The 20,490-nt window shown below is 46.1% G+C and carries 19 protein-coding genes; 15 read left to right on the forward strand and 4 right to left on the reverse strand.

Going from position 1 to position 20,490, the window contains the following annotated elements; translation table 11 throughout:
- The first annotated feature begins 17 nt into the window (after positions 1–17).
- The 7 genes from N7U64_RS08510 (at position 18) to N7U64_RS08540 (ending at position 6,979) form a co-directional block, all read left to right on the forward strand.
- Positions 18–647 carry a helix-turn-helix transcriptional regulator gene (locus N7U64_RS08510; protein ID WP_026828978.1) on the forward strand — a complete coding sequence of 210 codons (630 nt, stop codon included), beginning with the start codon at positions 18–20 and terminating at the stop codon, positions 645–647.
- Positions 648–661: 14 nt separating this feature from the next.
- Positions 662–1,471 (forward strand): pyruvate, water dikinase regulatory protein, encoded by an 810-nt coding sequence (locus tag N7U64_RS08515; RefSeq protein ID WP_012369734.1) that lies wholly within the window; start codon positions 662–664, stop codon positions 1,469–1,471.
- 137 nt (positions 1,472–1,608) lie between these two features.
- A complete protein-coding gene (dnaG, locus tag N7U64_RS08520) occupies positions 1,609–3,402 on the forward strand; it encodes a DNA primase (RefSeq protein ID WP_318929374.1) in 1,794 nt (597 codons plus the stop codon).
- A gap of 34 nt (positions 3,403–3,436) precedes the next feature.
- Positions 3,437–4,522 (forward strand): RNA polymerase sigma factor RpoD, encoded by a 1,086-nt coding sequence (rpoD, locus tag N7U64_RS08525; RefSeq protein WP_012369736.1) that lies wholly within the window; start codon positions 3,437–3,439, stop codon positions 4,520–4,522.
- A gap of 153 nt (positions 4,523–4,675) precedes the next feature.
- The gene (cccA, locus tag N7U64_RS08530; RefSeq protein WP_012369737.1) at positions 4,676–5,017 is read left to right on the forward strand and encodes a cytochrome c550; all 342 of its coding nucleotides are present in this window, start codon (positions 4,676–4,678) and stop codon (positions 5,015–5,017) included.
- Between the two features lie 130 nt (positions 5,018–5,147).
- Positions 5,148–5,864, forward strand: coding sequence for a tRNA (adenine(22)-N(1))-methyltransferase (locus N7U64_RS08535; RefSeq protein WP_012369738.1), 717 nt, complete (start codon positions 5,148–5,150; stop codon positions 5,862–5,864).
- Positions 5,864–6,979: a Nif3-like dinuclear metal center hexameric protein gene (locus N7U64_RS08540; protein WP_214765940.1), complete on the forward strand. Its 1,116-nt coding sequence runs from the start codon at positions 5,864–5,866 to the stop codon at positions 6,977–6,979. Before N7U64_RS08535 ends, N7U64_RS08540 begins: the two co-directional genes overlap by 1 nt.
- Positions 6,980–7,020: 41 nt before the next feature.
- Here N7U64_RS08540 and N7U64_RS08545 read toward each other — a convergent pair whose 3' ends face one another.
- Positions 7,021–7,968: a 4-hydroxy-3-methylbut-2-enyl diphosphate reductase gene (locus tag N7U64_RS08545; protein WP_131503963.1), complete on the reverse strand. Its 948-nt coding sequence runs from the start codon at positions 7,966–7,968 to the stop codon at positions 7,021–7,023.
- 144 nt (positions 7,969–8,112) lie between these two features.
- On the opposite strand from N7U64_RS08545, the gene N7U64_RS08550 reads away from it, so the two are divergent.
- From N7U64_RS08550 to N7U64_RS08585, 8 genes are all read left to right on the forward strand, one after another.
- The gene (locus N7U64_RS08550; protein WP_131503964.1) at positions 8,113–9,876 is read left to right on the forward strand and encodes an ATP-binding protein; all 1,764 of its coding nucleotides are present in this window, start codon (positions 8,113–8,115) and stop codon (positions 9,874–9,876) included.
- Complete coding sequence (locus N7U64_RS08555; RefSeq protein WP_012369742.1) at positions 9,873–10,826, forward strand: sugar ABC transporter substrate-binding protein; 954 nt, start codon at positions 9,873–9,875, stop codon at positions 10,824–10,826. The genes N7U64_RS08550 and N7U64_RS08555 overlap by 4 nt, the downstream gene beginning before the upstream one ends.
- Positions 10,827–10,895: 69 nt before the next feature.
- Positions 10,896–12,248, forward strand: coding sequence for a DEAD/DEAH box helicase (locus N7U64_RS08560; RefSeq protein ID WP_012369743.1), 1,353 nt, complete (start codon positions 10,896–10,898; stop codon positions 12,246–12,248).
- A gap of 146 nt (positions 12,249–12,394) precedes the next feature.
- Positions 12,395–13,294: a deoxyribonuclease IV gene (locus N7U64_RS08565; protein ID WP_318929379.1), complete on the forward strand. Its 900-nt coding sequence runs from the start codon at positions 12,395–12,397 to the stop codon at positions 13,292–13,294.
- Positions 13,295–13,314: 20 nt separating this feature from the next.
- Entirely contained in the window at positions 13,315–13,941 is a 627-nt protein-coding gene (locus N7U64_RS08570; protein WP_318929381.1) for a hypothetical protein, read from the forward strand.
- 112 nt (positions 13,942–14,053) lie between these two features.
- Positions 14,054–14,290 carry a FeoA family protein gene (locus tag N7U64_RS08575; RefSeq protein WP_026828966.1) on the forward strand — a complete coding sequence of 79 codons (237 nt, stop codon included), beginning with the start codon at positions 14,054–14,056 and terminating at the stop codon, positions 14,288–14,290.
- The gene (gene feoB / locus N7U64_RS08580; RefSeq protein ID WP_318929383.1) at positions 14,287–16,269 is read left to right on the forward strand and encodes a ferrous iron transport protein B; all 1,983 of its coding nucleotides are present in this window, start codon (positions 14,287–14,289) and stop codon (positions 16,267–16,269) included. The genes N7U64_RS08575 and feoB overlap by 4 nt, the downstream gene beginning before the upstream one ends.
- 15 nt (positions 16,270–16,284) lie before the next feature.
- On the forward strand, positions 16,285–16,467 hold the full coding sequence (locus N7U64_RS08585) for a FeoB-associated Cys-rich membrane protein (protein WP_012369748.1): 183 nt from the start codon (positions 16,285–16,287) through the stop codon (positions 16,465–16,467).
- Between the two features lie 69 nt (positions 16,468–16,536).
- On the opposite strand, the gene N7U64_RS08590 is transcribed toward N7U64_RS08585, so the two are convergent.
- From N7U64_RS08590 to N7U64_RS08600, 3 genes are all read right to left on the reverse strand, one after another.
- Positions 16,537–16,710: a XapX domain-containing protein gene (locus tag N7U64_RS08590; protein WP_012369749.1), complete on the reverse strand. Its 174-nt coding sequence runs from the start codon at positions 16,708–16,710 to the stop codon at positions 16,537–16,539.
- 75 nt (positions 16,711–16,785) lie between these two features.
- Positions 16,786–18,945 carry an RNA degradosome polyphosphate kinase gene (locus N7U64_RS08595; protein ID WP_214765932.1) on the reverse strand — a complete coding sequence of 720 codons (2,160 nt, stop codon included), beginning with the start codon at positions 18,943–18,945 and terminating at the stop codon, positions 16,786–16,788.
- Positions 18,942–20,486 carry a Ppx/GppA family phosphatase gene (locus N7U64_RS08600; protein ID WP_318929385.1) on the reverse strand — a complete coding sequence of 515 codons (1,545 nt, stop codon included), beginning with the start codon at positions 20,484–20,486 and terminating at the stop codon, positions 18,942–18,944. The genes N7U64_RS08595 and N7U64_RS08600 overlap by 4 nt, the downstream gene beginning before the upstream one ends.
- Positions 20,487–20,490: the final 4 nt, after the last annotated feature.

A 20,490-nucleotide genomic window follows, 5' to 3' on the forward strand; every position in this document is an offset into this window, starting at 1 on the left:
AAAGGACGGATGAGCCGATGAAGTTAAATGAACGGCAGAAAAAAATACTCCAAATCGTTAAAGAAAACGGTCCGATTACAGGAGAGCAGATTGCATCTGAACTCTCCTTGACACGGGCGACCCTGCGTCCGGACTTATCCATTTTGACGATGACTGGAATGCTGGAAGCACGTCCACGTGTCGGTTATATGTATGTCGGTAAAAAAAATACCTCCATGTTACATGAAAAATTGGATACGTTGACCGTTGGCGAATTCATGTCTTCTGCGAAAGTCATTCATGAAGGGATGACGGTTTATGATGCGATCGTCCATTTGTTCCTCGAAGACGTCGGTTCGTTGTTCGTCGTCGGAAAAGATCATGCGTTAGTCGGTGTCCTGTCACGTAAAGATTTTTTACGGGCGGCAATCGGGAATCAGGAGTTGGACTCGTTACCGGTTAACATCATCATGACACGGATGCCGAATCTGACGGTTTGTGAGAAATCAGAGACGTTGATTGGAGCAGGGATGAAACTCATCGAAAAACAGATCGATTCCATGCCGGTCGTCGAACAGGTCGACGGGATCTTAAAAGTCGTCGGACGGATGACAAAGACGAACATGACGAAAGTATTGGTCGCGTTGGCACGAGATGAAGAACTTTAAGAGGAGGTTCGCAGATGAGACAACGTATTTATGTAGTGAGTGACTCGGTCGGTGAGACGTGTGAACTGGTCGTGCGGGCAGCAGCGATCCAGTTTCCGGAGCAAGCGATTGAAACGGTCCGGATTCCATTCGTGGACGACGATCAGGTCATTTACGATTTAGTGTTACATGCAAAAGAAGAGCAGGCGACAATCGTCTACACGATCGTTCATGCCACCCATCGCCGGCTTCTTGCGGAAACAGCACAAGCGCATCAAGTTAAGGCAATCGATTTACTCGGACCGTTACTGGATACGATGGAGGGGCGTCTCGGGATGCAGCCGAAAGAAGAACCGGGACTGATTTATCGGTTGGATGAAGAGTATTTCCGGAAAATTGAAGCCGTTGAATTTGCCGTGAAATATGATGACGGTCGCGATCCGCGCGGCATCAAACGGGCGGATATCGTTCTGATTGGTGTATCACGCACCTCGAAGACTCCGCTCTCTCAGTACTTGGCGCTGAAACGGTATAAAGTGGCGAATGTACCGCTCGTTCCGGAATCGATTCCACCGGAAGAACTGTTTGATATTCCAAAAGAAAAATGTTTTGGATTATTGATTTCTCCAGAGAAGTTGATTGATATCCGGATGGAACGGCTGCGGTCGCTTGGACTGAAACCGGAAGCGGCGTACGCACAGATGGATCGAATCAACCGTGAACTCGATTATGCGAAAAAACTGTATGACCGGATCGGCTGTCAAGTCATCGATGTGACGAACAAAGCGGTTGAGGAAACGGCGAATCTCATTTTGACAGGAATTTCCGGAAAATCACATGACTAGTAAAGTACGGTTTCACGTAGTATACTAATCTAGCTGCTTAATGAGATGATGCAAATTTTCTAATGAAACGGAACGAGTATTCGTTCCGTTTCATTGCGGGTATATGTATATAAACGTTCGAAAGGAGAGGTGACCAATTGAAACGGCTTCCTGACGAATTGGTTGACCAAGTCCGACAAGCAACGGATATCGTTGAATTGATATCAGAACGTGTAGAATTAAAAAAACAAGGGAATCGTTATTCAGGGTTATGTCCTTTTCACTCTGAAAAATCCCCTTCTTTTTCTGTTTCTCCGGATAAAGGCATGTATTATTGTTTCGGATGTGGAGCGGGTGGAAACGCCATTACTTTTGTCATGGAGACGGAAGGGATGAGTTTTCCGGAAGCGGTCGTCAAGCTGGCGGATCGGACAGACATCAAGTTACCGGAATTTGAACGGTCTGATCAAACAGAATCGACACCCGATCAGGAAAAGAAATACCGGATGCGGGAAGCGCACCGGATTGTGGCGGATCTGTACCATGAAGTCATGTTGCAGACAGCCGCTGGTGACGCCGGAAGAGAATACCTTGAACAGCGGGGCATCCAAGAATCCGCGATGCGGGAGTTTAAGCTCGGTTACGCACCGGATCAAGACCGCTTTACGGTGGATTCATTGGCACGGCGTAACTTCGACTTGGATGAGATGGTGGAAGCAGGGCTGATTTCTATAGGCAGAGATGGCGATTACCGCGATCGATTCAACGGACGGGTCGTATTTCCAATTTCAGATCGTGATGGCACGATTGTTGGATTCAGTGGTCGCTCCATTGACGGAAGAGACCCGAAATATGTCAATACAGCGGAAACCCCTCTCTTTAATAAAAGTGAATTGCTGTTTGGTTTCGCACAGGCGCGTGGTGCCATGCGAAAAAATAAGCAAGTTGTGTTGGTGGAAGGGAATTTAGATGTTGTACGTGTCGCTCAAGCGGGTATACCCTATACGGTAGCTTCTCTCGGGACGGCACTGACTCCTGTACATGCTCAAAATTTAGGGAGAATCGTCGATGAAGTCATAGTTTGTTATGACGGAGACAAAGCGGGACGTGCCGCGACACTAAAAGCATTACGCTTATTAGAGGATGTTGCGGTCGATTGTTCTGTGATTCGTCTTCCGGATGGAGAAGACCCCGATTCTTTTATCGGCGCACAATCGGAAGAGACCTTTCTTCGTGTCATCGAGCAGGAACGGATTTCAAGCCTTGAATTCAAATCTTTTTATTTTCGCCAAGGAAAAAACCTTCGATTAGAAGGAGAACGGGTCCGTTATATTGAAACTATGCTTGAGGAGATTGGTCGAACGGCCAATCCATTGTTACGCGATATCTATTTAGGGAAACTGGCGGAAGAGTTTCACTTGTCGAAAGAATCCCTGTTGTCGCAAGTTAAGCCGTTGCAACTGCAACAAGCTAAACCGAAACAAGAGCGGCGGCAAGAGACGCAAGTCGTGACCTCTTCTCCTCAAGACCGGACCTTCTCGAACTGGAAACGAGCTGAACGTTTTCTGCTTGCTTATATGATTCGTTCCGAGGAAGTGGGTCTTGAGGTACGTGATCAGCTTGGTGTGGCGTTTAATGATCCGGCTCATCAGTTGATTGCAGGGAAACTATATGAATTTTACGGAACAAACACCCCAGCGGATCCCGATCGTTTCCTGACGATGCTCCACGAGGCATCGCTTCAGCGGATCGTGGCGGATCTAGAGTTTATGTTAATGCCGGAATACGATCCGGATTTATTGAGTCATTATATTCGTGCCGTTCAAAATGAACGACAACGACGGACGCTGGACGAAGAAAAGTCACAGTTAAGTCAACAAACAGATATCCGTGCTCAAGCGGAGCTAATGCAGGCGATCATCGAACGGAAACGGCGTTTGAAAGATCGATGACCTGTTGCATGATGTGGAAGGAGTGTATGGTTCGATGGCAGAAAAAGCAAGATCAGAAGCAGAAATACTCCGTCTCGCGAAGGATGAACTAATCGCGCTCGGACACAAGAATGGTGAACTATCGCATCAAAAAATCGAGGATAAACTCAGTTCGTTTGAATCGATGGATGCACAACAATTCGAAGAATTCCTTCAACTGCTCGAAACTGAAGGCATCAAGGTCAACAATGACGGAACGGGTGATGACAAGGAAGAAGCGGATTTAAACGATCTTTCGGTCCCACCGGGCGTCAAAATTAATGACCCGGTCCGGATGTACTTGAAAGAAATCGGCCGCGTCGATCTGTTGAATGCAGAAGATGAAGTCGAACTCGCAAAACGAATCGAACAGAATGATGAAGAAGCCAAGAAGCGTTTAGCGGAAGCGAACTTACGCCTTGTCGTTTCGATTGCGAAGCGTTATGTCGGTCGCGGCATGCTGTTCCTTGATTTGATCCAAGAAGGAAACATGGGACTGATCAAAGCAGTTGAAAAGTTTGACTATACAAAAGGCTATAAATTCTCGACGTATGCGACCTGGTGGATTCGTCAGGCAATCACACGTGCGATTGCCGACCAAGCACGGACGATCCGGATTCCGGTTCATATGGTTGAAACGATCAACAAACTGATCCGTGTCCAACGTCAGTTACTTCAGGATTTAGGACGTGAACCGACTCCGGAAGAGATTTCGAAAGAAATGGAAATCACACCGGAAAAAGTACGCGAGATTTTGAAGATTGCACAAGAACCGGTATCGCTCGAGACACCAATCGGGGAAGAGGACGATTCACATCTCGGAGACTTCATCGAAGACCAAGATGCGACAGCTCCTCAAGATGCGGCTGCGTATGAGTTGTTAAAAGAACAGCTTGAAGATGTCCTCGATACGTTGACGGACCGTGAAGAAAATGTCTTGCGCCTTCGTTTTGGTCTAGACGATGGCCGGACGCGGACACTTGAAGAAGTCGGGAAAGTATTTGGCGTTACACGTGAACGGATTCGTCAGATTGAGGCGAAAGCGTTACGGAAATTACGTCATCCAAGTCGTTCAAAACGTCTAAAAGATTTCCTCGATTAATTCAAAGTGTGAAGAAAATATGAAATTTTAGTGAGAAGGGAGAAAAAGTTTTGTTTTTTTCTTCCTTCTCTGTTTTTTTTACAGTAGAATAGTAACGGGGAATACCATTCAGTCACCAACTTGGTTGGGTAGAGAATATGGGGGGGAATCCAAATGCGTAATCCGTTAGTACCGTTCGCATCGATTGCGATCATCGCCATCATCGCCATGATTTCATTGTCATACTTTGGGGTCGATCAGGTAAAACAAGCTGAAAAAGGTCCATCAACAGCTGAAATGAAGCCGGAAGATCTGTTTGCATCTAAAGGATGTACCGGATGCCACGGTGGAAATCTTGAAGGTGGAGTCGGTCCGAACTTAACAAAGATCGGTTCGAAGCTGAAAGAAGAAGAAATTAAAGAAATCGCTATGAACGGTAAAGGGCAAATGCCTGGCGGTCTTGCGAACGACGAAGAAGCCGCTGCTTTAGCAAAATGGCTTGCTGCAAAGAAATAAGCGAATCAACATCCGTCTCTTCTCCGAGATGGATGTTTTTTTGTGGTGATTTTAATCAAGTCGACGGTTTCTTTTTTTCGCCAAGTCCGCTATTTTTAAATGAGAACATGAATCAGGAAGGATGAAAGACATGCAAACGAACGTCATACTCGATCAACGTTTACAAAAGGTTGTATCTTATATTCCACAAGGGGCGGTACTCGCGGACATCGGATCCGATCATGCTTTTGTGCCTTGCTACTGTCTCCAACAAAACTTGATTGAACGCGCGATTGCCGGTGAAGTCAACGTCGGACCGATGGAAGCGGCGCAAGGACAGGTTGCGCTTGTCCAATTGGAAGATAAAATCGATGTCCGCCTTGGGAGTGGTCTGACGGTCTTGACACCGGGAGAAGTGACGGCGGTAACGATTGCCGGAATGGGCGGTACGTTGATTGCTTCGATTTTGGAAGAAGGTAAAAATCACTTATCCGGAGAAGAACGGCTGATTCTCCAACCGAATGTTGATGCGGTCGATGTACGGAAATGGTTGCTCGCGAACGGCTATGCTCTGCTTTCGGAAGCAATTGTTAAAGAAAATGAGAAAATTTATGAAATTCTTGTCGCAGAAAAAGGAGAAGAATCTTTATATTCGGACGATAGCGAACAGCGGGACTGGGAATTGTATTTTGGTCCGCAATTGACACGGGAAAAAGCACCGGCATTTATTGAAAAGTGGCAGACGGAACAGCAAAAGCGGCAATACATCTTGGAACAGATGCAACGCGGAAATGATTCGGACGTCTTACAGGAGAAAATGGCGAACATCGAACGGCTGATTGAAAAAATGAAAGAGGTGACGAACTGATGGCAAACGGTCAACAAGTCATCGAACAATTTGAGACATTTGCGCCGAAAAAATTTGCCTTTGAAGGCGATCCGATTGGCTTACAAATTGGAACACTTAACAAAAAGGTCAAGCGGGTCCTTGTTACGTTAGATGTGCTTGAATCTGTCGTGGACGAAGCAATTGAAAAACAAATCGATTTGATCATTGCCCATCATCCGCCGATTTTTAGCAAATTACCAAAAGTGACAGATCAATCAGCAGCGGGTCGTATCGTCATGAAATGTATCAAACACGACATCGCTGTCTACGCCGCCCATACAAACCTGGATGTCACACAAGGCGGCGTGAATGATCTGATGGCAACGGCACTAGGACTCACGGATACAACGGTTCTCGTTCCGTCATTCGAAAACACCCTCTATAAACTCGTTGTCTTCGTTCCTGAATCTGCCGTGGAAGAGGTCTCGAAAGCGTTAGGGCGAGCAGGAGCAGGCCATATCGGAGCATACAGCGATTGTCAGTTCCATACGACGGGAACCGGACAATTTAAAGCAACGGCGGAAGCGAATCCGTATGTAGGACAACCGGGCCAACTGGAACATGTCAAAGAAGTGCGGATTGAAACGATTGTCACGGAATTAAACCAAAAGCAGGTCATTCGGGCAATGAAACAAGCTCATCCGTACGAGGAAGTTGCGTATGACGTGATACGTCAAGAGCTTACAGCTCCGTCTCTCGGACTCGGACGGATTGGCCGGTTAGAAGAAGCTGTTCCGTTGAAGACGTTTGCCGAGCAGGTACGATCAGCTTTTGGCGTCGAGAACTTACGGTTTGTCGGGGATGAGAATCGATTGGTTCAAAAAGTGGCAGTATTAGGAGGAGACGGCAATAAATATGTTTCGACGGCAGCCTTTGCCGGAGCAGATGTATTGGTGACGGGTGATTTATATTTCCATGTCGCACACGATGCCATGGCACTCGGGCTTGCCGTAGTTGATCCCGGCCACCATGTCGAGTCGGTCATGAAACAGGGTGTCGTTGACCTGCTGACAGAACGGTTTGAAAAACAGAATATCAAAGGTGTCGAATTGTTTGTGTCAGAGACGAATACAAATCCGTTTCAATTCCTATGAAAAAAGATTCCCGACCGTCAAATACGGTCGGGAATCTTTTTTTAAAGAATTTTAACTTTTGGTAAGATACGGCGCAGTTCGAGGAATGGCGTCTTATCATGTGTGCTGATATCGGCAGGATCATACTGTTGTAAGAAGTCGATGACTTTTTTAGTGATCGGCGTCGGCGTTGAAGCACCAGACGTTACACCGACCTGGTTGACTCCGTCGAGCCACGATAGATCGAGTTCCGTTAAATCACCGATCCGGTGAGCCGGCGTTGCGGCAATATCGAATGAAACTTGTGCCAAGCGATTCGAGTTGTTGGAACGCGGATCGCCGACGACGATGACGAGATCGCAATCACCGGCTTGTTCGGCAACAGCTTCCTGCCGGACTTGCGTCGCATTACAAATTTCATTGTGTACTTCGACGTGCGGATACTTTTTACGGACGTGTTCCATTAATGCCTGAACGTCCCATTGGCTCATCGTCGTTTGGTTTGTCACGATGATTTTTTTGTCGGCCAGGTGAGCCGGCAACGCTTCGATGTCTTCGACTTTTTCAATCAAGTGAACATGTTCCGGTGCGACACCAACGGCGCCTTCCGGTTCCGGGTGACCGTGTTTGCCGACATAAATGACTTCATAATCATCCGCGACGACAGTGCGGATCAAGTCATGTGTCCGGGTGACGTCCGGACACGTCGCATCGACGACAGTCAGTTTTTTCTCGGCAGCGCGGGCATAGACAGCCGGCGAAATCCCGTGTGCTGTAAAGATGACGGTTCCTTCTTTGATGGTTTCGAGTGCTTCCAAGCGGTCGGGACCGTCTACGGTCAACACACCCATCCGTTCGAATTCACGCGTGACGTGTGCATTATGGACAATCATGCCCAGGATATGAATTGGTCGTGGCAAGTTATCGTTTAGTGCAGCTTGTTGAGCAAGCTTCATTGCATCAACAACACCGTAACAATAACCACGGGGACTGATTTTTTTAACAAGCATAGTCTAAATTCTCCTTTTGTATGGAAAGAATGATTATTTAGAGTGTACCATTGATTCAAGTTGAATGAAAATAGAGGAGTCTGCCGAAAGAGAATATCATGATATACTAATTGAGTTGTCTAGAAATAAGGAGGGGGTGAAAAGATGGAGACGAAAAAGATGATGCGGTCCTATTTTTTCCAAATCACGGCTGTTTTATTTATTCTTATTTGTCTTGTCATCTCGGCACTTGCCTTTACAGCAGACCGTGTCACGATTTCACGAGTCGAACAGCAGACGGAAAAACAGAGTGAAAAAAGTGTCGAAGTCTCAAGTAATGCATTACGAGACAGCGTCGGGAACTTACATGAAAAAATTATGAGCCTTCAATTAAATGTCACGAATATGGACAATCTTGATCGAGCCATCCGTGATACGAATTTGCTGGATATCGATACCGGATTTAAGAGTTTCTTTTATTATGACCGTAAAACGGATAAAATCACCTGGTTTTCGAGTGAAGACCGGCGTATCCCGGATGCGGATATTCGCCGGGATGATTCTTTTTTACAAGCTTTGACGAGCACGGATTTTCATATGAGTCCGCGGTATGACATAGCGAACGATTCTCTGACGTATATGTATGTTTCTGTTCGAAACGGCAATGAGCGGGTCGGGGTCTTCGGCGGCGGACTCAGTCTCATGAATTCCATCGTTTTCCGCAACTCACTGGAATCATTTGATGATGATACGATGGCTTATTTATTCAACAGTCAGGGAGAGCCGCTCGCAACCTCGAAAAATCTTGTGACCGATCAAGAGCGTCTGTTGAGTCAAAGTGTGGTTGACCGGGCTTTTAAAAGTACAAAGCCATACGAAATCTTTAGTACGAATAAAGATATGTACTATTTCGCACGTGATTTGAAAGTGACGGATTGGAAGATATTAGTACGGACACCTCGGAGTGTCTTTTATGAACCGGTGTATACGACGCGGCAACAATATTTGGTCATTGCGGCACTCACGCTGGTCCTGAGTCTGATTGTCGGGTATTTGATGTCCCGTCAACTGACCGCACCTCTATTGGAACTTGTTCAAAAAATCGAAAAAAGTACTACGCCTCAACCGATCACTTTGGAGCGATCCGGTTCCAATGAAATCAAGACGTTGGTTTCCGCCTACAACGAGTATGCGCAACGGATGGAACATGCGCGGGTTGAACAGTTGAGTCAGCAACAGGTTATCTTACATCAGGAGAAACTGGCCTCACTCGGACAACTGGCCGCAGGAATTGCGCATGAAATCCGCAACCCGTTGACACCGGTCAAGATGGCGTTGCAACTGCTGTCGGAAGAAAAACAAAATAATCCGGATATGATGGATATCGCCTTGTCCGAACTGGACCGGGCCAATCAGTTGATCCAGACGATGCTCGATTTATCCAAAAATGATAAAACGACGCTGGCGATGGCACAGATTGATATGAAAAAAATGATGGAAAAGTTAACGTTTATCCTCGAATCGAAATCGCACCCTTACGAAGCGGACTGTAAGATTTATACACCGGCACATATGCCGCCGTTGTATGCTTCGGAAAACGGATTGTTGCAAGTGTTATCGAATTGTATCGGAAACGCACTGGATGCCGTCGAATCAAAAGGAACGGACGGAATTTGTCACGTTCACCTTCATGTCTATCCGGATCAGTTTGTGTTTATCGTCCAGGATAATGGTGTCGGAATGGACGAATATCAGATTCAGATGCTCGGTCAGGCGTTCAATACGTCGAAGATTAATGGCAACGGGTTAGGGTTGTTCATGTCCAATCAAATCGTCCGTCAGCATAACGGGCGAATCGAAGTCGACAGCAAGATGGGCGTCGGTACGACCGTACAACTCTTTTTCCCGAGACGGGAGGAGCAGGCATGAGGTTCAATAAGTCCTGGTTGTTGGTCTTAATCATTTGGATTGCATCCGTCCTCGTCATTTCCAATCTATTTGTCCAAAAGGAAACTAGTCCTAAACGGAATATCGTCGGATTTACGATTGTTAACGACAAACATGAATTTGCACAGCGGTTGATCAATGCCTTTAAAGCGGAAGCGAAAGCAAATAAATATGAAGCACTAGTAGCGACGTCACAAAATTCCCGAATCAGTGAACGGGAACAGATTTTAGAGTTCGTTCATTTGAAGGTCGATGCCATCTTCATCACGACACTCGATGATGTTTATATCGGAAGTGCGATTGAAGAAGCCAAGAAAGCAGGGATTCCTGTATTTGCGATCGATCGCATGATTCGCTCGGATGCGGTCGTCAGTTCGATTACCTCCAATAATCAAATGATCGGAGAACAACTGGCTTCCTATATTAAGAATGAGTTGATTAAGCAGACCGGTCGATCAACGGGGCGTATCGTTGAAATTACAGGTACGGCAAATGTCTATACGACAAACGAACGACACCGGGGATTCTTGAAAGGAATCGAAAATGAGCCGACACTTTCCATCGTCGATTCGGTCAGCGGAAACTACGATCCGGTCACATCCGAACGTGTCATGCGGCAAGTAATTGACTCCGGAATTCCGTTTGATGCAGTCTACTGTCACAATGACGATATTGCGATGGGTGTCCTCGAAGCATTGAAAAAAGCAAAGATTTCCGGAAAAATAGTTGTCGGAATCGATGGGAATCGTGCTATATTAGAAGCTGTTGACATGAAATCGATGGACGCAACAGTCGTCCAGTCCGCTGAAGAGATGATGAAAGTCGCCTTCAGCGCGTTGAAGCTTCATACGAAAAACAAAAAAATTCCCGATCGTTTCTATACGTATTCATATTTGTATGACGGTAGTAGACCAATACCCATGTTGAACTAAAGAAATAGATGGTGAAGGCGGACGATTCGCCTTTAATTGTTAAAGAGTAGAGAAAGGATGGTGACAAATATGAATGGATTCAGCCATTTCGATTTGCACCCGTTCGTCGTCGAAGCACTCGAAGACGCACGTATTAAAAAACCAACCGATATTCAATCCCGGATCATTCCGGCAGCGCTCAAAGGGCGGGATATCATTGGACAATCACAGACAGGGACAGGGAAAACATTATCGTTCCTCTTGCCGATCGTCCAAAATGTCAATCCGGAGCTTCAGGAAATGCAAGCCATCATCGTTGCGCCAACGCGCGAACTGGCTTGGCAAATTCACGAGGAATTGAAATCGATCCTCGTCAAACAACCGGATTACATCAAGACAAGCCTGATCACAGGCGGCATGGACCGTGAACGTCAAATCGGCCGTGTCAAAGTCTCACCGCAAATCGTCATCGGAACACCGGGACGAATTTTGGATCTCTTTAAAGAGCAAGCTTTGAAACCACACTTCGTCAAACACTACATCATCGATGAAGCGGATCAGATGCTTGATATGGGATTCTTGCCGGAAGTCGACCGGATTGCTCAAGCACTTCCTGAGAAGTTACAGATGATGGTCTTCTCTGCGACGATTCCGGAAAAACTGCAACCCTTCTTGAAAAAGTACATGAACAATCCGCGTTATGCACACGTCGATCCAAAACAACAGACGGCGAAAAAAATCGTTCATCATACGGTTCCGGTCAAACACCGCGATCGTTCTGATTTGACGTTGAAACTGGCGAAAGCTCTTAATCCGTATATCTGTCTCGTCTTTACGAACACAAAAACGGAAGCAATCGAACTCGAAGCTCTCTTCCTTGAAGCGGGACTCAACGTCGGTTCGCTTCATGGTGACTTACCGGCCCGCCGTCGGAAACAAGCCATCAAAGAAATCAACGAAGCGAAATATCAGTACGTCATCGTAACGGATCTCGCTGCCCGCGGTATCGATATCTCAGGCGTTTCCCACGTTATCAACCACGGGATTCCGAAAGATCTCGACTTCTACGTTCACCGTGTCGGTCGGACGGGTCGTGTCGATCAGGACGGGTTGGCTTACACTTTATTTGAAGATCACGAAAATGGTTCGATCAACCGTCTCGAAGACCGCGGCATCGAGTTCATCAACGTTGATGTCAAGAGTGGTCAAGTCAGCGAAGTGAAAGAACGCCGTCGTGCTAAACCACACATGAAGACAGCCGTTTCGAAAACAGCCCACAGCCGTTTATCCGGTGAAGCGGCAAAAGCGAAAAAACGTGTCAAACCAGGCTACAAAAAGAAACACCAATATAAACTGAAAGAAACAGCAAAACGCGAACGGATCAAGGAACAACGTGGAATCGGACGCGCTGAACGTAAAGCAAACGCAAGTAAAAACAAATAATCCGTTTTCGGCGTTCAAGTCGAAGCTGAACGGTTTGAACAAAGTCTGCGATGTCATTCGTGGACTTTGTTTTTTTAGTATCGCTAAAGGTTCTTGTTTTTTTCGACATTTGGTACACTAGAAGCAGAAGAAGGGTGGAATTTTTAATGAAAATCGGTTCACATGTATCGCTTTCAGGCAAAAAAATGTTACTCGGTGCGAGTGAAGAAGCAGCCTCTTACGGCGCAACGACTATGATGGTCTATACAGGAGCACCTCAAAATACACGACGGAAACCCATCTCGGATTTGCGGATTCCGGAAGCGTTACTGCACATGGAAGAAAACGGGATTGAAGAAATCATCGTCCATGCACCATATATCATCAATTTAGGTAATACGACGAAGCCGGAAACGTTTGAATTGGCCGTTTCGTTTTTAGGAGAAGAAATCCGACGGGCGGAAGCACTCGAAAAAGCAAAACATATCGTGTTGCACCCCGGCGCACACGTAGGTGCCGGAGAAGAAGTCGGAATCAAACGAATCATTGAAGGCCTCAATGAAGTATTAACGGGAGACGAAAAAGTCAAAATCGCTCTTGAGACGATGGCCGGAAAAGGTTCAGAAATCGGGAAGACGTTCGAAGAAATTGCAGCAATCATTGCGGGTGTCACGCACAACGACCGTCTGTCCGTCTGTCTCGATACGTGTCACGTCCATGATGCCGGTTATGACCTGATCCATGACCTCGACGGAGTCTTGGAATCATTTGACCGGATTGTCGGCATCGATCGTCTCGGTGTGATTCATGTCAACGACTCGAAAAATATCCGCGGCGCTAAAAAAGACCGCCACGAAAATATCGGGTTTGGTGAAATCGGTTTTGATCCGTTGCATCGGATTATCCATCACCGGGATTTAGCACATTTACCAAAAATTCTCGAAACACCTTATATCGGACTGGATCCGAAAAAGAAAGTCGCACCGTATCGTGAAGAGATTGCCATGTTACGTTCCGGAAACTTTGATGCCGAGTGGCGTTTGCCGCTGATCGGTACATCCATTTAAACGAGAGAGGTGTCTGCCGCGTGTGCCATCTATTAGTCATTGAAGAATCTGAATTTGCCTTACGTCAAGCGGTCGTCTTATATTACGAAACGAAAGAACCGTTTTATTTACCGGCGGAGCTAGCAGAAGGGGAAGAAGTCTTTTTGGCGACGAAAGATGGAATCGTTGCGTATGCCGAAGTTTTGTTCAGTGAATTCACAACACGACCGGCAGATCCTCATTGGTTAACAGAAGCGGATGAACAAGAACGCACGTATGCCTGCCTGGATTTAATCAGCGTGGATTTACGACATCCACTGTTAGGATCGCCTTTAGCGGGATTACAGGTAAATCCCGGACAAACGGACCTTAAAGTCAGACAACGGTTGGTGGAAGCCTGGCAAGCCGGTCATTTTGAATCAGATGTGACAACGATTGATCAAGCAAAAAATCGCCGGATGGAACGTTTTCGCGAGCGAAATCATCTTGAGCCGCTAAAGGCGTGTTGTGAGATGTGTGGAAACACACAACGATCGATTCTCGAATGGCATGAGTATCACGGACACTTCAAAACACTTTGCCCGACGTGTCATCGGCTCGCGCATCAAGGAATTGAGAAAAGGGAAGACGTTGCCGCAACGTCAGATCATGTCTTACCTGAACAGTAAGTGCCTCAGTGGGTTTTCCTGAGGTGCTTACTGTTTTTTAGAGAGCGTCTCCATGATATAATCAAGACTGATAATTATTATCAGTGAAAATGGAGTAACTGGGGGAAAAGGCATGACTGATTTAGCAATGATTCCGATTGGTAAACCTGTAGTGATGACAGATTTAAATAAAATAGAAGACCGACTCCGGAGACGGCTGCTTGCGCTCGGATTTTATGAAGGATGTCCTGTCGTCGTCAGAAGACGAGCTAGCTTTCAGGGTCCTTTGACAATAGAACAACGGGACCATCACCAAATGATTGCGATTCGCAAAAGTGATGCGAAAAACATCGGGGTGTTCTTACCATGACACAAAAAATCGCATTACTCGGAAATCCGAATACCGGTAAAACCTCCTTGTTTAACCGTTTGACCGGGTCATATGCCCATGTCGGAAACTGGTCCGGTGTGACGGTCGATAAAAAAGTCGGGAAATTACATGGAAACCGTGGACAATTGATTGATTTGCCCGGTGTCTATGACTTAGATCCGTTATCTGCAGATGAAGCCGTCGTGGCACGTTTCTTGATGGAAGAGTCGTTTGACGGCATGATCAACATCATTGATGCGTCACAGTTGGAACGGAATTTGCAATTGACGGCTCAACTTTTGGAAATTGGAAAGCCGATTCAAATCGGGCTGAATATGATGGATGTCGCTCGTACTCGCGGTACGACGATTGATGCTGAAGCACTAGCGAAGGAACTCGGTGTCGATGTGTTTCCGATTGTCGCGCGGACGGGAGACGGCTGTGAAGTTTTGCTGTCATCGATTCCTGAAGCGGCAAAAAAACATACGCCGTTACGAATCGATTATGGAAAGAAAACGGAACAGGCGATTACGGCAATCATCGAAATCGCCGATTTACAAGAACAGGAACGCTGGATGGCTGTTCAGTATTTAGCGGGGAATCGTGTCTTCGTAGAATATTTGGAGAAGAAATCCCCTCGAATCATCGAAGTGCGAAAAGAACTGGAACGTCAGCTTGGGCGATTCATCCATGCTCATATTACAGAGTGTCGGCGAAACTGGGCCGTTGCGATTCGTGCCGGTTCGGTCGTGGAAGAGAAATCAGACCGTAAGACGTGGACAGACCGGATTGACGCCGTCGTCACCCATCCGATTCTCGGATTGCCGATTTTCTTTGCTGTCCTATACGTGCTGTTTCATGTGACATTTAACTGGATCGGGGCCCCGCTCTCTGATTTATTGGGAGCGTTTATCGAAGGACCGATTTCGACGGGAGTCGTCTTTGTTCTGACACAACTTGGTGCATCCGGATTCATTCAGGACTTGTTGATTGATGGTGTCATCGCAGGTGTCGGGGGTGTCCTGGTCTTCGTTCCGCAAATCTTTGTTCTGTTTTTCTTTATCTCGTTTTTGGAAGACTCGGGCTACATGGCGCGTGTCGCCATCGTCATGGACCGTTTCATGCAGATGGTCGGATTGAACGGGAAAAGTTTTATCCCGATGATCATTGGATTCGGGTGTAATGTTCCCGGTATCATGGCAGCACGGTCTGTAGAAGAAGAACGTGAACGACTCGTGACGATATTCATTTCACCGTTCATGTCATGTTCGGCTCGTTTGCCGATTTATGCCGTGTTCGCCGGAAGTTTTTTTGCAAGTAATCAAGCGATGATTGTTTTGTCACTTTATATTCTGGGAATCGTTTTAGCCTTGCTTGCAGCAAAAGTATTTTCGAAGGTTCTGGCAGCTGAAGAAGCGACCAGCTTGTTTTTAGTGGAACAACCGCCGTACCGTGTGCCGCAAGGATTGACACTATGGCGCAGCACGTGGCAAAAAGGAAAAGGATTTGTCCGTAAAGCAGGAACATTCATTTTTGGAGGATCAGTCGTCATTTGGTTGCTCGCTTATACCGGTCCGGGTGGTTTTAACGTTAATATGAATGACAGCTTTCTTGCGATGATCGGTGGTCTGATTGCTATGTTACTGATTCCGCTTGGATTCGGAACATGGCAGGCGGGAGCTGCTTTGATTACAGGGTTCCTGGCAAAAGAAGTAGTGGTTTCGACGATGGCGATTATTTATGCCGTCAACGAATCGGAACTCGGCCGGCAGTTGGCCGGTCAGTTCACACCGCTCAGTGCCTATAGTTTTATGGCATTCGTTTTGCTTTATGTACCGTGTCTTGCGACGGTAGCCGTCATCCGTCGGGAAGTCGGCAGCGCAAAATGGACGTGGATTGCCAGTCTGTATGGTTTATTTGTTGCTTACGGTATTTCATTTTTGATTTATCAAACGGGGCACGCACTCGGGTTTTCATAAAGGGAGGAAAGCAGGATGCATGGAATTGATATTTTAATTGGTCTGCTTGTCTTTGGATATGCCGGTTTCTCATTAATCCGTTTCACGAAAAAAGCGAAAAAAGGCAAATGTGCGACGTGTGAAGTGGAACCGACGTGTCAAACCGCATGCGATGACGTCAATTGGGACAAAGTCATTGCCGAAGCATTAAAGAAATAAAAAAAGCGTTTTTCTTCTCTTGCCGAGAAGGAAAACGCTCTTTTTATAGATATCAGATAAATCCATTCATTAAAACGGCCAACGATCCGCAAGGAATAAAAATACCTTCATTCCGAGAAAGACCCCAAAAATCCCGACGATCGCCGGAAAAACAGGTGGAGCGGGGATTGGTAATTTAAGAGCGGTAAAGACAACACCACAGATGATACCAGCTAGCAAGGATAATAAAATTTGTTGAAGCATGAGGTCCAGTCCTTTCTTCATATGAAAAAACGCTTACAAGATTATTATATGAAGATGTCTGACGTTAAACAACGATTATTTTTTACTGGTAGTCGGGTCAAAGGTGATCTTTTCTTCCGCACGTTCGACCGGTGTCCATTTTTGCTCAAGCGGATGTTCAAAGGACGGTTTTGCTTTTAGCTTCCCATTCGTATAAAGCTGAATGAGAATTTGTGATTCACATTCCTGTTTACCTTTTGTTACGTAATGATAGTTACCGGAGTCGTCTTGTTCCCGTGCTTTGACGTTGTCCGCCATCGTTAATGCCAAACAATCCTTAATATAGTTTTTCTGTTCTTCATCCGCGATTGGGAAAAGGATTTCAATCCGTTTCCGCATATTGCGTGTCATCCAGTCGGCACTGGAACAATAAATCAAATCATCGCCGTTATGATGGAAGTAAAAGATACGGGAATGTTCCAAATAACGATCGACAACGGACGTGACCCGGATATTTTCCGAGACGCCTTTGATTTGAGGACGAAGGCAGCAGACGCCACGTACAATCAATTCAATTCTGACCCCGGCCCGAGATGCTTGATACAGTTTCACGATAATGTCTTTTTCCGTCAAACTGTTCATTTTAGCAACGATTCGACCGTTACCGTGTTTTTTATGATATTTGATTTCTTCATCAATCAAGGATAAAAATTTCTCGAGCATCGAGTTCGGTGACGTATGAAGGGCATTCCATTCAGGTTGCTCCCCATAACCGGATAACCAGTTAAAGAAATTTGTCGCATCTTCTGCAATTTGTTCCTTTGCCGTCAAAAGACCGATATCAGTGTACAGTTTAGCCGTAGAGTCATTGTAATTACCTGTTCCGAGATGGACGAACCGCTGAATCCGGCCTTCCTGTAATCGGACGATTAATGTGATTTTGGAATGGGTCTTTAAATCGCTGTAACCGTAAATGACGTGAGCACCTGCTTTTTCCAACTGTTTCGCCCACTCGATATTTTTGGCTTCGTCAAACCGTGCTTTCAATTCGACGAGGACAGTGACCTGTTTCCCGTTTTCTGCAGCAGTCTTCAATGCTTTAATAATCGGAGAATCTCCTGATACGCGGTACAGCGTTTGTTTGATTGCCAAGACATTGGGATCATTGGCGGCTTGAACAATCAGGCGGACGATTGGATCAAACGTATGGTAAGGGTGGTGCAACAAATAATCCTGTTGCAGAATTTGATCAAATAGGTTTTTGGACTTCTCCAGTGCCGGCGGTTCGACAGGCATGATTGTCTGATAAATCAAATGGTCATACTCGACACCGATCTGGCTGTAAAAAGCGAAAGCGAATGTCAAATCGATCGGACCATCGACAGCATAGATGTCCCGGTCCTGTAGGTCGAGGACATCACGTAACATATTGAGCAAGTTCGTATTGATGGCATTCTTCTGGATCTCAAGCCGGATTCCGACTCCCCAGCGCCGTTTCTTCAATTCTTTTTCAATCAACTTCAATAAATCATGCGTTCCTTCTTCATGGAATGGTAAATCCGCGTTCCGTGTAATTCGAAACGGCATCGCAGACAGGACGTGATATCCTTTGAACAAAGAATCGATAAAGGAAATGATGACATCTTCGAGTAAGATCACAGCGGTCGTTTCTTCATCATCGACGGGTAAATCGACGAAACGCGGGAGGACGGCCGGAACCTGAACAAGCGCCAGATTCCGTTTGGAACCGTCTTCCGCTTCGAGAGCCGTTGCGATATTCAATGATTTGGAAGACAGCATCGGGAATGGTCGATACGCATCGACGGCGACCGGCGTCAGAACCGGAAAAACCTGTTCTCTGAAAAAGGCTTTGACATATTCTGACTGCATTTCATTTAACTCGTCATGCTTCAGAAAAGAGATACCTTCGGCCTTTAATGCTTGAGTGACATCTTTAAAGGCTTCGTATTGTTGATCGACAAGCTCTTTTGTTTTCGTCGCGATGGCACGTAACTGTTGTTTCGGTGTCAGCTGTTGTTTATTTTCCGGTTTATTGAATCCTGCCAGTACCTCATCCTTTAATCCACCGACACGAACCATATAAAATTCATCCAAATTGGAACTGAAGATACCTAAAAACTTAAATCGTTCCATCAAGGGATTTCGTGTATCGGTCACTTCGCCTAAGACACGTTCATTAAATTGTAACCAGCTGATTTCCCGGTTGTTAAAAAACTCAGGGGAGTCTATCTTCACGTAAGTCCGCCTCCTTTATTGTCAAACTGAATGGACCGGTCAATGATACGCTCCAGATGTTTTTTTTGTTTTTCTGCTTTTTCGACTTCGAAACCATAATCATGATCACCGGTATCGAGAATGATCCGAAGATCTTTTTTGTCTTTTTCAAGTGCGATTTCAAGACTGTCGACGGCGCGGCGTTCTGTCACATCAAGTGCTTCTGTCAGTTTGAGAATTGATCCGAGTAAGTCAAACCGTTCGATTGATTTATCCGTAAACCAGTCCTTAAACGGTTTTAAGAGTTGCTGCATCCGTTTCGAAGAAGAATAGGAACTGACGAGTGCCAGAGCTAACCGGTCTTTATGCGTCATTCCTTTTAAATCGGTATTGGTCAAAAGGTAAAATGTTTGGTTGGAACGGGTATCCGGATTGATGTACTGTCCGCAGTAAAGTAAGCGGCTGGCGGAATCGAGTAATCGTAAGTCAGCCGCCCGGTTCGGAATGATATCGAGTGTGACCAGTTGCCGGTAAATTGATTTAGCGATCGTTCCGAGATAGTTCATCCGGTCACGGTTGACTTTGTAATCACTTTCCAGCTGGTACAGACTTTCTTCGCGTACATTCTCGATCCGCCGTTGTTCCTGTTCGTGTAAATCATATTCGTAGACAAGACCTTCCCGTAACCCGTAATTACTCATCACGAACTGTTCTGCCTCGATATGTAGTGCCAGTTCATGAATTGCGATTAATGCAGGTAAGAAGATGTCAACCCGGTCCTTAGATAATCCTTCGACTCTCATTAACTGTTTAGGGGCTTTGTCTTCGAGCTCATCAATCAATTTCCCCAACTCTTTCGATCTGACTTGGTATTGGTGGATACCATGCAGAGGATAGTCGAGTGTAGATTGATGAATGCGGACAAAGTTTCGAGCCGATCCGCCGACACCGATTAAAGGAAGTTTTTTGTTTTTCAACCATGGAATTTCGTCGAATTGTTCCCGCAAGAATTTAATCAGCTTCTTTTGTTCACCAGATGTCATGGTCTCTCCGGAAAGGAATTGCCGCGTCAGTGTGACCGCACCAAAAGGAAAACTGTGATAGGCAATCATTTCCCGGTTCTCAATTAACGTGACTTCCATGGAGCCGCCACCGATGTCGACAGAATACCCGTCGGTTAGGAAAGTAGAGTTGATGATGGCGAAATAGCCGTAATAAGCTTCCTGCTCATCGGACAGCACCCGCATCGTAAAGGGCGTCTCCTGTTCGACAGCATGAACGATGTCCTGCCGGTTACTTGCATTCCGGATCGCGGCTGTCGCCACACAAATCGTTTCTTCGACATGATGCGTAATACCGATTTCGTGAAAACGCTGCAGTGTTTCACAGAGCAAGCGGATTCCGACAGAATCGAGAGCACCTTCCGCATCAATATGAGCGGAGAGTCGAGCGACGACCTTGACGTTGATTTTTTCAATATATCGACCGGAATCGATTGGATGGAAAATGACATACCGGATCGAGTTGGAACCGATATCGATGACTGCTAACTCATTTTTCAAAACA

Source organism: Exiguobacterium sp. K1, assembly GCF_033721435.1.
Classification (GTDB): Bacteria; Bacillota; Bacilli; order Exiguobacteriales; family Exiguobacteriaceae; genus Exiguobacterium_A; species Exiguobacterium_A artemiae.